Source organism: Actinomycetospora aeridis (assembly GCF_037400275.1).
Taxonomy (GTDB): Bacteria; Actinomycetota; Actinomycetes; order Mycobacteriales; family Pseudonocardiaceae; genus Actinomycetospora; species Actinomycetospora aeridis.
Window position 1 is genome coordinate 294,239 of record NZ_JBBEGL010000002.1, and the last position, 14,585, is coordinate 308,823.

Below are 14,585 nucleotides of genomic sequence, written 5' to 3' on the forward strand. Positions count from 1 at the left end.
CGTTGCCGCGAGAACGCAGCGTTCGCCTCCGCCAACGAGATGCCGCTTTCGGCCAGCCTGTGGACTGTTGAGGCGGAGGAGCACGCTCAGGAAGCGAACCGCCTCCGACCTCTCTGTCGCAGGATCGTTCGCAGACCGCCCCTGTAGAGGCTCCTCACCTGAGACTGATGCGGGCGGGCCGGAGCCCGGCGCGGCGGAGCACGGCGATCGTCTCGTCGGAGGCCGTCGACCAGTCCTCCCCCGAGGTGACGGCGGTGCTGGCCGTGGCGCTCGACCGGGAGGACAGGCCGATGGACAGCGCCCCGAAGGAGACCGACGTGGCCCCGGCGGCGCGGAGCTGGGCGAGCTCGGCTTCCGACCCGGCGTCGTCGTCGCCCTCGTAGGTGGCCTGTCCGGCGTCGATCCAGGTCTGGACCTGGGCGCAGGTGGCGTCGGCGAGGGCACCACGGACGAGCAGGCTGGTGGGCTGGCCGTCGTCGTCGGTGTCGTACACGGCGTGCGTGATCAGCCCGTCGACGACGCGGGAGGCGCGGGCGAGGAGGCGTCCGGCGTCGTCGGGGACGGCTTCGCCGAGGTAGGTGGCGAGGTACTCGGTGGTGGCCCAGACGGTCACGGTCTGCTCCTCACTGCGTGATCACCAGGAGGTCACGACCACGATGCCGGGGCCGCCCGCTCCTCCAGCACCGGAGGGCTGGCCATTCACCGAGGCGGACCCACCACCTCCACCGCCGCCGTACCGACCGCCGCGAGAGCCGTCGGTACCAGCCGCGCTCGCGGAGGCGCTGCCGCCGGGGCCACCCGTACCGGGCATGGCGCTGCCGACTCCAGCGTCGGCGACCGTAGACACCGTCACGGTCGGATCGATAGCGCCGATTCCTGCCCCGCCGCCGCCGCCCGCGTAGGCGACGTTGCCGGTGGAGATGCCACCTCCACCACCTCCACCGCCTCCACAGAGGCCGTTCACGTTCTGAGCACCGCCTCCGGCGTTGGCCGACACCGAGGAGTTACCGCCGCTGGCCTGCCAGCCCGCGGCACCCGCGCCCGAAGTCGCGGTTCCTCCGGCGCCCGAGTTGGCGCCCGACCCTGCAGTAATCCGTGCTCGCGAGTAGGCCCCGAAAGACGTGATCCCGCCGCCACCGCCCGCGGCACCATCAGTGTCGTCGGTCGTGCGCGCGGCACCACCGGTGCCACCGCCCCCGACGGTGACCTGCTCGGTGGCGTTCAGGAGGCTGGCGTCCAGGGTGGCCTGCGCCCGTAAGCCACCTGAGCCGCCTCCGCCGCCCCATCGGGCCGTTCCGGCGGCGCCACGACGGCCCGAGCCTCCCCCGCTGCCGCCGCCCATCGCTGCCACCTGAATCACGGTCGCGCCGCTCGGCTTCGTCCAGGTCCCCGAACTGGTGAACACCTGGATGTTGGGCGTCATCGCGGGAGTCCCGGGCGCTCCATCGGCACCGGGCGCTCCGGGTGCTCCGTCGGCACCGTTCGTGCCGTTGGCCCCGGGGTTGCCCTGCGGCCCGACGAGCGACGTCGGGGAGCCCCACGCTCCGCCCGTTTTCGGCCCGTAGATCGCGACGCTGGCGGTGCCGGGGTCGCGGACGTAGAAGTCACCGTCGACGCCGAGCCCCGCCGAGGGGGCGCCCGTGCCGGAGCGCACGGTCTTCCCGTCGCTCCCGGCAGCACCCGCGGCCCCGGGCGCTCCGTTCGTGCCGTTGGTGCCGTTGGTGCCAGCCGCTCCCGTGTTCCCGGTGTCGCCCTTGTCGCCCTTCGCCCCGGGCGTACCTGCGGCTCCCGCCGTTCCGGGCGGGCCCTGCGGTCCCGGGACCGTGGACGCGGCGCCCGGAGTACCGGGAGGTCCCTGAGGTCCGGACAGCAGCTCGACGGCGTCGATCGCGTCGTCGACGTAGCCTCGGGTCGCGTAGGGCTCCCCTGTGCTGGGCGAGACGGGCCCGCCCGAGGGCTCAGGAGCCACGGAGACGGTCTGGCGGTGCACCTGCGGCCCCGGCGGCCCGGAGACCGTCCAGCGGGCCGTGTAGAGCCCCGCACGGGTCAGCGCCAGCGGCGCGGACCACACGCCGTCGGCGTGGGCGCGGGTCACGGTCGGCGACGGCGTGACCGGCTGCCCGTTCGGGGCGATCACCGCCACCACGGCGCCCGTGTCCGAGGCGTCCTCGGGTGCGGTCAGGGTGGCGGTGTCGCCGATGTCGAAGACCGCCACCGCCGCCTCCTCACCAAGACGTGATCACGACGATGCCGGGCGAGCCAGCGCCCCCGGCGCCCGACGCGAAGCCGTTCAGGGCAGAGCCGCCGCCGCCGCCACCGGAGCCGTAGGTGCCTGCGTTTCCTCCCGCGCCACCGGCGCCAGTGACCGACGAGCCACCGCCACTGCCTCCTCCGCCCCCCGCTGCGGCGTCAACAACTGCCGAGCCGGACGAACCTGGGCCGCCGCCGCCCGTTCCGGCAACGCTCGCCGTGTCGCCCGTGAACAGGCACTGACCACCGGCGCCGCCCGAGAACGCAGCAGCCCCCGTCGAGATGCCTCCCCCGCCGCCACCGGGTGCCCCTGCTGACGAGGCGTGGCCGTTGCCCGGCGCGCCCGTGCCGCCGTTGTTCCCGGCGCCCCCGGACCCGCCTCCCATGACGGAGCCCCGCCCAGCGGTACCACCCGTCGAGCTGGCACTGAGCTGACCGCCTGCGGCCATCGACGCGGGCGTGTTCGCGCGCACCTTGGGCGGGCTACCGAACTGCGACGCGCCGCCTGCGGAGCCCGCGTTGCCGGCAGTCGAGTTCACGGTCACTGCCGCTCCGCCTGCGCCGCTTGCGCCAACCGTGACAGGTTCCGTGGCCCCGAGGGACGCGGCGGCGAGCACGATCGAGCTGTACGCGCCGGACCCGCCGCCTGCGCCGCCCGAAGACGAGGTACCGGAGGCGTGCCGCGCGCCGGAGCCTCCGCCAGCGCCCCCCGCGACGCACTCCACCTGCACGACCTTCGCCCCGGCGGGCTTCGTCCAGGTTCCGGAGGCCGTGAACACCTGCCGGTCAACCAGCCCCGACGCGGGCTGCGGTGTCGCTCCGGCCGGGGACGCCAGGAGCGTGTCCACCACCCGGAACGGGCCCGCACCAGAGGGGACCGTGAACGCCAGCGTGGAGACCTGCCGCTCCGACGTGCCCGGGATGACCAGCCGCTGCTCCACCTCGTAGTACGAGCCCAGCGGGCGCAGCGACGCCTGGTCGATCAGCGACACCGACCACGACGACGCCCCGGCCGCGAGGGTCAGCCACTCGTCGTAGCGGACCTGCGCACCGTCCGACGTCCGGTACACGATCGGCGAGGCGGCCCCGGACACCAGACGGACCCGGATCGCCTCGACCTCGGCCGGCTGGTTGCCGATCGGGTCCACGACGCTGTGCGTCATCGTCGGCATGCCGGGCTCCGATCAGCGCTTCCGGTCGGTGGATGTCGGGTCGGCTCCGGCCTCGGCCAGCGCCGCGTCCTCCGGGGACGGCTCCGGGTCGGGCTCCGGCTCGTCGGTCTCGTCGTCGGCGGTGCTGTTGACCTCGGACTCCGGGGAGCCCTCCGGTTCCGGTTCCGGTTCCGGTTCGGGCTCCGGCTCGGGCGGGAGCGGGTAGGCCCAGCCGTCGGCGAGCGCCGCCTCCTCGGGCACCAGCCGCAGGCCCTCGCCCAGGTCGAACTCCGGCGCCTGCTCCGGGTCCCACAGCAGCGGGCCCATCACGATCAGCCGGTCGCCCCCGGGCTGCTCCGGGACCGCCACGTACCGGTCGGCTGCCATCACGCGTCTCCGCTCACGTCGAGATCACCAGGACCACACCAGCCGCCCCCGCGCCACCAGCGCCCGAGGCGGAGCCGTTCACCGACGCCCCACCACCGCCACCGCCGCCGCCGGGGAAGCCGCCCGCGCCGCCGGTGCCGCCGGCACCCGACGCGTTCCCGCCGCCACCGCCGCCGCCGGGGCCGCCGACGCCCGCGGGCTGCGTCGCCGCCGCAGTGCCGTTCGCGCCGGTGCCGGCGCCGCCCGCGTAGGACGTCACCGACCCGTCCGCCGGGCCGTAGCCGGTCGCGCCGGCGTTCCCGGCGTTCGCCGCCGAGACGCCACCACCGCCACCACCGCCACCGCTGCCCGACGTGGACACCGCGGCTACCACTGCCGCCGCAGTGGAGCCGCCGACCCCGGACACGCCGCCCTGGAAGGTGCCGGTGCCGCCGTTCGCGGCCGTGCCGCCCGCCGTGGTGCCGCCACCGGCCGAGACCGTCGCCGCCCGCGCAGTGAGGTACGCGCCGAACGTGGAGACCCCACCGAGGCTGCCCGACGCGCCGTCCGTGTCGTCCGTCGTCACGGCCGCCGCCCCGGCGCCACCCGCGCCGACGGTGACGTTCACCGTGGACGGCAGGTCCGACGCCCGGTAGCGGCCCAGCGAACGGCCACCACCAGGCCCGCCCGCGCCGCCACCGCGCACCGTCCCGGCGGCGCCGCGGCGCCCGGAGGCGCCGCCCTGCCCGCCGCCCGAGGCGATCACCTCGACCATCGTGCGCCCGGCCGGCTTCGTCCACGTGCCGGAAGAGGTGAACACCTGGATGTTGGGGCCGCCGAGACGCTGGATCGCGGCGTACAGGTCGACCAGCCGCATCAGGTCCGTGCCGTCCTGCGGCGGGGCCTGCGCAGCCGGGGCGCCGTCCGCCCACACCCGCCGTACCCGGAACTTCGGGTCCGTCGCGGCGGCGTTCCCGAACGGCTCGTAGCAGACCACCTTGCCCTCGACCGCGGCGATCGCCGGGTCGGTGACCGTGACGATCGTGCCGTCGGGCAGGAACAGGAACGCCTGCGAGGTGACCCGGTCGAGCAGGATGTCGACCCGGTAGCGGGTGCCCGCGACCAGCGGCACCGACAGGTTCCCCTCCGCGGTCTTCGTCAGCGCGCCGCCGTTGAGGCCCGGGGCCTTCGTATACCACGTCCAGCCGTTCGGGGTGATCCCGAAGTGGCAGGGGGTAGTGGTGCCGGCGCCGCCGCCGACGAAGTGCTCGCCCCACAGGATGATCCCGAGCGACCCGTTGGGGGTCGTGAAGGGCCCGGTCTCGAACTCGGCTCCGAGCCGGGTGATCGTCTCGGTGAAGTCGACGTTCGAGTACGACGCCCACGTGCCGGGCGCACCCGACGGGTTGAGGGTCATGGCGCCGCTGGAGATGATCGGCGCGAAGAACGAGGTGCCGTTGGCCGGGTAGGCGTACCACTCGTGGCCGGAGTCCGACGTCGACGGGAGCGCCCCGTCGGCCTTTCCGGCGAAGTCGTCGTGGAACAGGGCCCGGCGCGCGTACCGGCGGTCCAGGCTGGTCTGGCGGATGTAGCCGCCGGAGATGCGCCACCGTCCGGCGGTGGTGCAGTGCAGGACGATCAGCTCACCGAGGAACGGCACGTCGAAGCTTGCGACCGAGCCGGTGCCGATGAACTCGCCGGACGCGGCGGCAAGGGTCAGCTTGCGGGTCTGGTTCTGGTCGGCGGCGTCCCAGCCGAACGCGGCGACCGCGCCGACGGTGGCGGCGGGGAGGGTCTGGGAGATCGCCGCGCCGGACGTGTCGTACCGGTTGATCTTCCCGAGGAGGTTCGCGGGCGTCCCCAGCGCGGAGGTCCGCGCCGTCGTGGTGGCCTCCGGCAGGTCCCCACCCACCGGAGCACCGGTGACGTACTCCCACGGGTAGAGCGGCGCGTCGGCGGTGCCCGCGCGGATGCGCTGCACACCCTTCGTGCCTGTCGACGCGTCCGGGGAGGTGCCGTTCTGGGCCTCCACCGCGCCGAGGAGCTGCCAGTAGTCGTTCGCGCCGCTGACCGGCGGGGTCTGGCCCGTCGAGGTGCCGAGCGCGACGTAGGACTTCGACTGGTAGGCGACCACGTCGAGGCGGTTGTACTGGATCGCGGGGTCGTAGGACTTCCGCGGGTTCAGCGACGCCACGATCGGCGTCCCGACGCTGCCGGAAACGAGGCAGTCGACCAGCCGGAACGGGCCCGCCCCGTCCGGCACGGTGAACGCCAGCGTCGACACCTGGCGCTCGTCGAACCCGGGGATCACCAGGAACTGGTCGACTTCGTAGCGCGACCCGAGCGGTCGGAGCTCGGACTGGCGGATCAGGTCCACCGACCAGCTGTTCGCGTTGGTGGCGAGGACCTGGCGCTCGTCGACGCGCACCTGCGCGCCGTCGGTGGCCCGGTACACCACCGGCGACGTCGCGCCCGACACGAGCCGGACCCGGATCGCCTCGATCACTGCGGGCTGGTTCCCGATGGTGTCGACGACGGAGTGGGTGACCGCGACCATCGCTCAGTCCTTCCGCCGCGGTGCGCGCGGTCTCTTCGTCGGCTTCGCGGGCGGGTCAGCGGGCGGCTCGGGAGTGCCCTCCGGGCCGGGCTCTGCCGGGGCCAGCTCGGGCTCCGGCTCCGGTGGCGGCTGCTCGGCCGGATCGGTCACCAGCACCCAGCCCGAGCCGCTCGCGATCAGCGCGACCTCCGCGGGCGACCCGCGGTCCACGAGCTGCCGCTCCCCCGACGGATGCGCGTACAGCGGCACGACGCCTCCCCAGGCGGTCGAGGGTGTCCCCGCCCGCCCCGACGTCCCGCCCACCACGAACGGGACGCGCTGGCGGGACGGGACGGGGACGATCAGGGCGAGGCTCAGCGGCGGCTGGACTCGCCGGTCTCGAGGTTGCGGGTCACGGTGACCTTCTTGCCGTCCGGGCCGATCGCGTCGTAGGTCTCCGTGCGCGCCTCGCGCGCCGGCTCCTCGAGGCGGTCGGGCTCCGGCAGCGGGATTACCGCGTTGACGGTGCCGTGCCCGGCCGCCGCGGCGGCGGCCTTGTCCGGGGACACCGACGTGGCCCGCTCGAGCGGGTCGGTGGTGTCGTACGGCGCGTCGCCCGGCTCCACGACCGACGGGCGGTCGATGTGGGAGTCGAGGGTGGTCGGGGTCCGGTCGCGCTTGGCGCGCTTCGGGCTGTTCTCGGCGGCGGTCGTCGCCATGGGGTCCTCCTGGGGTCTCTGCGGGGTCGGACGGGACCGGTCAGGCGTTGAGGACGCCGCGCAGGCGCGCCGCGGCCTTTCCGCCGAAGGTGGCCAGGCCGCAGTAGAACTCCAGCCGGGTGCGGTAGACCGGCTTGTCGGAGACCTCGCCGAGGTCGTAGGCCTGGACGCCGCCGTTGGTGAGGCCGGTGACGGCCTGGTCGGCCTCGTCCTGCCCGAACTTCACCGCGTAGATCGAGGACGCGACGCCGGAGGCGGTGCCCTGCGTCTCGGTGCGCGGGATGATCGCCGTGCCGGCCGCGGTGGTGCCGAGGTCGAGGATCGGCACGCCGTTCCAGGTGACAGCGCGCTTCCCGCCGGCGTCGGCGTTGACGATGTCCGCGCCGCCGAGACGACGACCCGCCGACAGGATCTTCGCGATGATCGCGGAGTTGGCGTAGGCGACGTCCGGGCCGCCCTGGACAGCGCCGAACAGCTCGTCGAGCTTGTCGAAGAAGTCGTGCCCGCCGGCGACCGGGCCGAGCCCGTTGGTGGCCGCGTCGATGACCTGGCCGCCCGCGAGGCGCTTCTTCAGCCCGTCGAAGCCCTTCGTGTCGACGGTGATATCGCCGTTGATGAACTCGTTCTGGAACTTGTACGACGCAGACTTGATCTTCGCGCGGGTCTGGAGGGCGCGCTGGTCGTTGAGGTTGCCGCGCGTCTGCACGATGAAGCGGTCCACGTCGGCGTCGCCACCGAGGATGACCAGCGACTCGCTGGCCTGCACGAAGGTGCCCGTGCTCTCGGTGTAGGCCTCGTTCACGCCGCGGAACGCGACGCCGGGCAGCGTCGACTCCTTGGTGTAGGTGAACGAGTTGCCCTGGATCGTCATCAGCGGCAGCCGGTCGAGGACCACCGACTCCTGCACGAACGTCTCCTGGACGCCGCGGGCGAGGGTGGTCTGCGACAGGACCGCGGACTCGGAAAGGGTCAGAGCCACGGGGGGCTCCTTTCTGTGTTTCGGGGCCCCGCCTGATGGCTCGGGGGTCTACTTGAAGGCCGCCCGGAGACGGCCCATGCCGGGGGTGACGTCCCGGTCGGCGATGCGCGGCTCCCCGCCGTTGGTGGGGTCCGACGTGGGCGGCGGCGCCGCGGCGGTCTTGAAGCGCGGGTTGTCCTTGACGAACCTGCCCATCGCCTTGCCGAGGTCGGCGTCGGTCACGTCGTCGTCCAGGCCGGCGAGGAAGGTGTCGAACGCCTTCGAGTCGCGGATGAGGGCGGCGTCGGCGCCGGCGTCGCGGGCGTGCTCGAGGGCGGCGAAGCTGCGCTCGGCGAGCTTCAGCGCCGCGCGGGCCTCGTCTCGCTCGGTGACGGCGGTGTCCCGTTCGGCGGCGTTCTTCTTCGCTGCCTCGGCGGGGTCGTCGTCCTCGGCGAGGCCGGCGGCCTTCAGGATCGCCTTCTCGCGGTCCCGGGCGGCCTGGAGGTCGGCCTGGGCCTTGTCGAGCGCCGTCTTCGAGTCCTTGGCGCGCTTCTCGTGCTTGCGGGACTCCGACTTCCAGTCCGTCGGGTCGCCGCCCTTGTCGTCCCCGCCGTGCGGCGGGTCGGCGGGCGAGGTGTCCTTCGGCGGGTCCTGGTTGCCGCCGCCGCTCGGGTCGTCGGCGGGCGGGTCGTCGTTGTCGGCCATGCGTGCTCCCGTGCGGGATGGTGGGCGGCCCGTGCGGGCCCTGTGTGCCTCGCTCGCGCGCGTTCGCGGGCGGGCGAGTGTCAGGAGGTGGTGAGCGCGAGGACGCGCACCTTGGCGACGCTGGCGCCGAGCACTCCGGGGGTGGAGACGGTGAGCGTCACCTTCGTGGCCGCGACGGCCTTGATCGCAACGGTCAGCGCCAGCGAGGTGCCCTCGACCGCCGTGATCCGCGCCGTGGTGGGGGCCGCGGTGAGCGCGGTGTCCCACGGGGCGTCGACATCGCGCGGGGTGCCGACCACGAGGGCGGGCAGCGTCGCGACGGCGGCCACCTGCCGGGTCGTGCGGGCCTCGAGCGCGTCGACACGCTCGGCAAGGTCGGCTACCGCCTCTGGCGTGGCCGCGCTGATGAGCTGGCGGGCAGCCTTGAGCTCGCTGGCGAGTTCGTCGACGCGGCCGACCAGCCACGCCCACGAAGCCTGCCGAGCGCCGCTGCCGGTGGTGCCGCGCACGAGCACCTCCCGCCCGTCAGCTCCCCGACCGCTCGTCCTCGACGTCCGGCGGCCCGTCGGGCTCGTCGTCGGGGTCCTCGTCGTCGTCGCCGAGGTTGCCGATGGTGCGGGCCAGGTCGGCGGGCGCGACGCGGCGCTCGTCGTCGAGGATGCGTTCGCGCTCCTCGGCGACCTGCACGTCGGTCCAGTCCGGGTGCACCTCGCGGATCGCGGTCTCCACCGACATGGCGCCGGCGGCGCGGAGGGTCTGCACCGTCTGCGCCACCGTGATCTGGTCCTCGGACACCGAGTCGGCGAACTCGACGGCGAGGCCGGTCGGGTCGAGCGGCGGGCGCCCGTAGGCGTACGCGTCGATGGCGAGGTACGCCTCGAGCAGCGCCACCAGCTCCGGACGCCAGTACTGGATCTTCCGGTTGCGGGTGATGAAGCTGCGCCGTTCCCGGGCGACCACCTCTGTGGCCGTCGCCATGGTCGTGGCGTCGACGCCGTCCCCGAACGTCTGCGCGCTGTAGCCCGCGGTCCGCAGCGCCTGCGTGATGATGTTGCGCTCGGTGGCCTCGTGCTCGCCGACACGGATCGCGAACTGCTGCACCGTGATCATGTTGTGCTCGCCGGGGTTCGCGTCCAGGAACCCGGGAAGCGCCGAGTACGCCTCGCGGTCCGGGTCGAACCGGGCGCCCTTTCCTGGCCCGAGGACCTCCAGGTAGTTCTCCGGCACGATGATCCGGCCCTTGGCGAGGCGGATGTCCCGCATCCACGAGGAGTGGACCTCGTCGAGCTGGTCGAGCAGGCCCTCGATGTCGGCGAGGTCGGACTGTCCGAGCGGCGCGAGCAGCGGGTCCCGCCGGAACGGCTTCGACGGGCGCATGTTCGGGACGTAGCGCAGCGCCAGCCCCGGGTAGCCCGTCTCGACCGCCCCGTCGGCGTTCACGAAGTCCGCCAGGTGCGCGGTCTCCTCGTGCTCGGTGAGCGGCACCGGCCGGCCGAGCTCCGAGTCGGAGCCGACGTAGAGCCCGTGCACCGTCCAGCCGGGCTCGTGGCGCTCAAGGTGGCGGACCACCGTGCGGTCGCTGGTGCGCTCCAGCACCCGCCACAACGTCCCGGCGCGCAGGTGCCCGCTGATCCACTCGGGGATGACGTGGTCGGGGCTGATCGCCTCGATCCACGCCGCGTTCGCCACGAGCTGGTTGTAGGCGGGCCGCAGGTAGACCCCGCCGAGCCCGGCGGCGATCTCCGCGGCCTCGAGGAGCTTGGCCTGCATGCCGTCGCCGAGGACCACGTCGAGGTAGTCGGTGGTGGCCTGCGCGTCGGCGGTGGCCTCAAGCGGCTCCGAGAACAGCAGGTCGGCGCTCGCGCGGGCGATGTCGGAGGCGAGCGGCACGTGGGCCTTCGCCTGCGGCTCGCCCTGCGACGGCGGGCGGCCCCACCAGAAGCGGGCGAGCCGGCCGCCGACGCCGCCGGCGTACTGGAGCGGCGAGAACGCCGCCTGCGGCGTACCCGGGGAGCCTCCGTAGGCGGCGGCGAGGAGTTCGGGGTCGCCGGTCCACCAGGCGTCCCAGATCGCGACCTTGTTGCGGTAGGGCTCGAAGTCGCGCGGCGGCCACGGGACGGACGCGTCGGGCAGGGGCACGCTCGCCCCCTGTGCAGCGTCGTGAGGGCGTCGTCGGTCGTGCCGTGGGTCAGTGTCCGCGGTTCCGTCCCGGCCACTTCCCAGTTGCCGCGCGGTGGAGACGGGCGCACATCCCCTTGCGCATCCGCGCCGGCACGCCGTGCTTCGCGGCCTGGGCGGTGCAGCGGCGGAAGTCGCCCGACGAGCCCCACCCGATGCGGGCGGCGACCTTCCCGGACACGTAGGAGCGGCGCAGCTGCGCCGGCATCGAGCCGCGGGAGGTGCGACGGCCACGCCCGCGCCCTCGAGCGCGGGCGGAGCGGGTGGAGCTGCGCGGCATGGCCGACCTCCTCAGCGGACGACGCCCGGCCCTACGCGTTCACGTTTCGGCTGTCGGATCAGGCCGGTGCTCTTCGTGTGATCGCGGATGGCGGCCTGCCAGTCCCGGACCTTCGCCTTCGCCTGCGCGCGGCCGACCTGGTCGAACGCGGCGGCCTCGCGGCGCTTCCAGTGCCGGACGTGCCGCTCGAGCGCCCGGAGCCGCTCCCGGTCCCGCTCGCCCTGCGGGTCGGCGGTGTTCGTCGGCGGTCTCGAGGCGCCCGGCACGAACGGTGAAACTCCGTGACGGCACGACGGGTGCAGGAACCCGGCAGCGCGGGCCTCGGCGAGCGAGGCCTTCACCTCGATGGTCATCGGCTCGCTGGTGAGCACGTTCTCGACCTCGACCTCGCCGACGAGCGAGCCGTCCGCCGAGAGGATCTCACCCTCCCATGGGCGGCACAGCGCGCACTCGCCCTGGACGTCCGGGACGTAGAACAGCCGCGTGCCGGACGCCGCCGAACGGTCCACCAGCGAGTCCACCATCACCCGCGCCGACGCGGCCCTCGTGGCCTGCTCGACGTACGAGGCGAGCTCCCACCGGCGGCCGGCGCGGTCCCGGAACTCGGTGACCCCCTGGTCCCCGAGGGTGGCCATCGCCCGGCGGGCCATCTCTTCACGGCCGATCGCGCCCGACGAGTAGGGGCCGAGGGTGTCGGCGACGGCGTCGCGGTAGGCGTCGCGGGTGGTGCGCAGGATGCTGCTGTGCGCGGGGCTGAGCGCGTCGACGAGGCCGCGGGAGGCTCGCACCAGCTCCGGGGACCGGCCGGGCGCGCTGCCGCGGTCACGGCGGCTCTGGCGGCCCAGCAGGGTGTCGAGCTCGCGGCGCGCGGCCCGCTCGCCGCGCTCGGCTGCCACGCGGGTGACCTCGTCGGCGACGGCGGGGGCCTGCGCCTCCAGTCGCTTCGCGATCCGGGCGGCGTGCGCCCCGACTCGGGCGGCGGCCTGGGCCTGGTCGACGACCTCGCTGCGGCGGCGCCGGTCGGGCTTCAGGTTGCGCTGCCAGGTGCGGCGGGCTTCTTCGGCGACGACGTCGAGCAGGGAGTCTTCGGCGGCCCGGTAGGTGTCGCGGACCGCGGCGGCGAGGTCGGCGACCTCGGACTCACCGGCGCCGGGCATCGTCAGCCCTCGCTGTCGTCGTCCTCGGTCGGGTTCTCGATCTCGTCGGCGACCGCGCGCAGGAACGCCGGGAGCGCGGTGCGAACGTCGATGTGGACGCGCACCTTGGTCGGGTCGTCGGTGGGCACGACGTCGAGGTCGAGGTCGCCGAGGTGGGCTTCCTCGGTGTCCCCGACGCGTAGGTAGACGGGCAGGGTTCCGGCGGCAGCGGCCACGTCCACGCTCTGATCGGCTCGATCGTCGGCCTGCACGGCTCGGCGGCGTCGGCGGGCGGACTTCGTCTCGGCCTTCGCGGCCTTCACTCGGGCCCGCGCGGCGCGCTTCTCGTGGTCGACCACCGGCTGATCTCACTCTCGGTATAACTCGCCACCGGCGGGAGACCGGGTTTCGCTCACGCTCGGTGAGATCAGGCGGCGGCGTCGCCCACGGCGGGCATCCGGAGGTGGCGGCGCCACAGCGCCTGCGAGGTCTGCACGGCGTACCGCAGGGCGTCCGCGCCGTGGTCGTTGACCTTGACCGGCCGGTCTTCGCCCTTCTCGGCGGCCTTGTCGTCCCACGCGTACTGCGGGAGCTCGTCGAGCAGCCCGCGACACGAGGAGTGGACCACGAGCCGGTCGGTGGCGAGCAGGGAGGCGACGGTGCGGATGCCGTCGAGCACCGAGTTGTCCGCCTCCACCACCCGCCCGACGCGGTCGTGGGCGAGCTGGACGCGCAGCGCCTTCGCCGACGGGTCGACGGGGATCATGGACGGGATGTCGAGCGAGGGCCGGCCCCACTCGTCGTACTCGCCGCCGATCCAGGTCCGCAGCTCGGCCGACACCTCGGCGAGGGTGAGCGCGCGCGCCGCTCGCTGCGGGTCGTGGCGGTACTCGCGGGTGACGACGAGGCGGCCGTCGGCCGACAGGGCCAGCGCGAGCGCGTGCGTCGGGTTGGTCGCGCCGTAGTCGACCCCGACAGCCAGGGTCGCAGTCAGCTCGGGGAGCTCGTCGACGACGTGGCGCTCGTCGTCCCACATGTCGTAGACGACCCCGGAGGCGATCGACCACTCGCCGTCGATGAGCCGGCGACGCCACAGCCCGGTGAGCTCGGCCTTGAGGTTGGCGATGTACTCGGCGGTGAGCGCCGGGTTGTCGTCGAGCCCGAACCGGAAGCGGTGCAGGTCGATGACGTCGGCTTCGCCGGTGCGGTCCTGCACGACGCGGCCGTGGCGCAGGACGAGGCGGGCGCGGTCGAGGAATCGCAGCTTCAGCCAGTGCCGCGGCCCGTCGGGATTTGAGGTCCCGAAGAACTGGGCGCCAGGCACGGACAACCGGGTGATCAGCATCGAGAGGAACGACTCGGGCAGCGTCGAGAGCTCGTCGCCGTAGGCGCCGGCGAGCGTCAGGCCCCGGATCTTCTCCTGGGCGAGCTCGTCGTTGGCGCCGACCAGGTACACCTTGCGGCCGAGCAGCCACAGCTCCCCGACTCCGGCGACCAGCTTGCAGCGCCGCACGCCGAGCATCTCGACCAGCGGGTCGATGATGTTCCTGCGCAGGGTGCGCTCGGTGCGGCCGAACATCAGCAGCGGCCCGGCGGGGCCTTCGCGGACGAACCGCAGCCACGCCAGCAGCGAGCTGATCGTCTTCGACGAGCGGACCGAGCCGTCGAAGATGTTGAGCCGGGCGGTGCAGTAGTGGCAGGCCAGCTTGGCCTGCGGGGACAGCTCGGTGATCTGCACCGGTCAGGCGCCCGGGGAGAGCAGCGAGGCCAGCCAGGCGTCCACCGCGGCGTGCTGGTCGTCGGCGGCGTCGCGCGCGTCGATGTCGGCAGAGGACTTCACCAGCGACTGATACGCGAGCAGGTGCTTCGCGTCCGCCGCAGTCGGAATCTCCGTGACGACCTTCGCTCCGGTCGCCGTGACGGTCGTCGACGGCACCCAGAGGCGCTGACGGAGTCGCGAGGCGTCCTCGAGCATCTGGCGCGACAGCTCTGCCCGCAGAGCTCGGTTGTCCTGCTGCTTGGCGCGTGACGCGCGTGCGGTGTGCTCCCGGTTCCACACGTGCGACAGGTCGTGGGCCGCCGCGATCTTCGTGACGCTGGGCCGGGAGACGTCGTGCTCGCGCGCTACCGCTGCCGCTGAGCGCTCCGGTGCTTGCCCGTCGGCGATGGCCTGGATGCTGGCGAGGATGGCCGCGCGCAGCTCGGGGTCGAGGGCACGAGGCACATGGCACCTCGCTCATCGGGCTGTCGTCGCCGTGCGGCGGGGCCAGCGTCCGGGGGATGGTCAGCGAGTCGGCTCGGTGTGC

General features: G+C 73.8%; 16 protein-coding genes. All 16 read right to left on the reverse strand.

What is annotated here, in order from left to right; all coding sequences use genetic code 11:
* Window positions 1-154: 154 nt before the first annotated feature.
* The 16 genes from WCD41_RS06800 to WCD41_RS06875 all read right to left on the reverse strand — a co-directional run bounded on the left by WCD41_RS06800 (window position 155) and on the right by WCD41_RS06875 (window position 14,503).
* Window positions 155-613, reverse strand: coding sequence for a hypothetical protein (locus tag WCD41_RS06800; protein WP_337712643.1), 459 nt, complete (start codon window positions 611-613; stop codon window positions 155-157).
* 21 nt (window positions 614-634) lie between these two features.
* Complete coding sequence (locus tag WCD41_RS06805; protein ID WP_337712644.1) at window positions 635-2,215, reverse strand: collagen-like domain-containing protein; 1,581 nt, start codon at window positions 2,213-2,215, stop codon at window positions 635-637.
* A gap of 10 nt (window positions 2,216-2,225) precedes the next feature.
* The gene (locus WCD41_RS06810; protein WP_337712645.1) at window positions 2,226-3,422 is read right to left on the reverse strand and encodes a hypothetical protein; all 1,197 of its coding nucleotides are present in this window, start codon (window positions 3,420-3,422) and stop codon (window positions 2,226-2,228) included.
* Between the two features lie 12 nt (window positions 3,423-3,434).
* The gene (locus WCD41_RS06815) at window positions 3,435-3,788 is read right to left on the reverse strand and encodes a hypothetical protein (RefSeq protein WP_337712646.1); all 354 of its coding nucleotides are present in this window, start codon (window positions 3,786-3,788) and stop codon (window positions 3,435-3,437) included.
* Between the two features lie 13 nt (window positions 3,789-3,801).
* Window positions 3,802-6,324 carry a hypothetical protein gene (locus WCD41_RS06820; protein ID WP_337712647.1) on the reverse strand — a complete coding sequence of 841 codons (2,523 nt, stop codon included), beginning with the start codon at window positions 6,322-6,324 and terminating at the stop codon, window positions 3,802-3,804.
* A 3-nt stretch (window positions 6,325-6,327) separates the two neighbouring features.
* Complete coding sequence (locus WCD41_RS06825) at window positions 6,328-6,573, reverse strand: hypothetical protein (RefSeq protein WP_337712648.1); 246 nt, start codon at window positions 6,571-6,573, stop codon at window positions 6,328-6,330.
* Window positions 6,574-6,677: 104 nt separating this feature from the next.
* Entirely contained in the window at window positions 6,678-7,022 is a 345-nt protein-coding gene (locus WCD41_RS06830; protein ID WP_337712649.1) for a hypothetical protein, read from the reverse strand.
* A gap of 40 nt (window positions 7,023-7,062) precedes the next feature.
* Window positions 7,063-8,001 (reverse strand): major capsid protein, encoded by a 939-nt coding sequence (locus WCD41_RS06835; protein WP_337712650.1) that lies wholly within the window; start codon window positions 7,999-8,001, stop codon window positions 7,063-7,065.
* Window positions 8,002-8,049: 48 nt separating this feature from the next.
* Entirely contained in the window at window positions 8,050-8,685 is a 636-nt protein-coding gene (locus WCD41_RS06840) for a hypothetical protein (protein ID WP_337712651.1), read from the reverse strand.
* 80 nt (window positions 8,686-8,765) lie between these two features.
* The gene (locus WCD41_RS06845; RefSeq protein WP_337712652.1) at window positions 8,766-9,194 is read right to left on the reverse strand and encodes a hypothetical protein; all 429 of its coding nucleotides are present in this window, start codon (window positions 9,192-9,194) and stop codon (window positions 8,766-8,768) included.
* A 16-nt stretch (window positions 9,195-9,210) separates the two neighbouring features.
* On the reverse strand, window positions 9,211-10,824 hold the full coding sequence (locus WCD41_RS06850; RefSeq protein ID WP_337712653.1) for a phage portal protein: 1,614 nt from the start codon (window positions 10,822-10,824) through the stop codon (window positions 9,211-9,213).
* Window positions 10,825-10,873: 49 nt separating this feature from the next.
* Window positions 10,874-11,143, reverse strand: coding sequence for a hypothetical protein (locus WCD41_RS06855; protein WP_337712654.1), 270 nt, complete (start codon window positions 11,141-11,143; stop codon window positions 10,874-10,876).
* An 11-nt stretch (window positions 11,144-11,154) separates the two neighbouring features.
* A complete protein-coding gene (locus WCD41_RS06860; protein WP_337712655.1) occupies window positions 11,155-12,300 on the reverse strand; it encodes a phage minor capsid protein in 1,146 nt (381 codons plus the stop codon).
* A 2-nt stretch (window positions 12,301-12,302) separates the two neighbouring features.
* Window positions 12,303-12,638, reverse strand: a complete 336-nt coding sequence (locus WCD41_RS06865; protein ID WP_337712656.1) for a hypothetical protein — start codon at window positions 12,636-12,638, stop codon at window positions 12,303-12,305.
* Between the two features lie 68 nt (window positions 12,639-12,706).
* Window positions 12,707-14,017: a PBSX family phage terminase large subunit gene (locus tag WCD41_RS06870; protein WP_337712657.1), complete on the reverse strand. Its 1,311-nt coding sequence runs from the start codon at window positions 14,015-14,017 to the stop codon at window positions 12,707-12,709.
* A gap of 3 nt (window positions 14,018-14,020) precedes the next feature.
* The gene (locus WCD41_RS06875; protein ID WP_337712658.1) at window positions 14,021-14,503 is read right to left on the reverse strand and encodes a hypothetical protein; all 483 of its coding nucleotides are present in this window, start codon (window positions 14,501-14,503) and stop codon (window positions 14,021-14,023) included.
* Window positions 14,504-14,585: the final 82 nt, after the last annotated feature.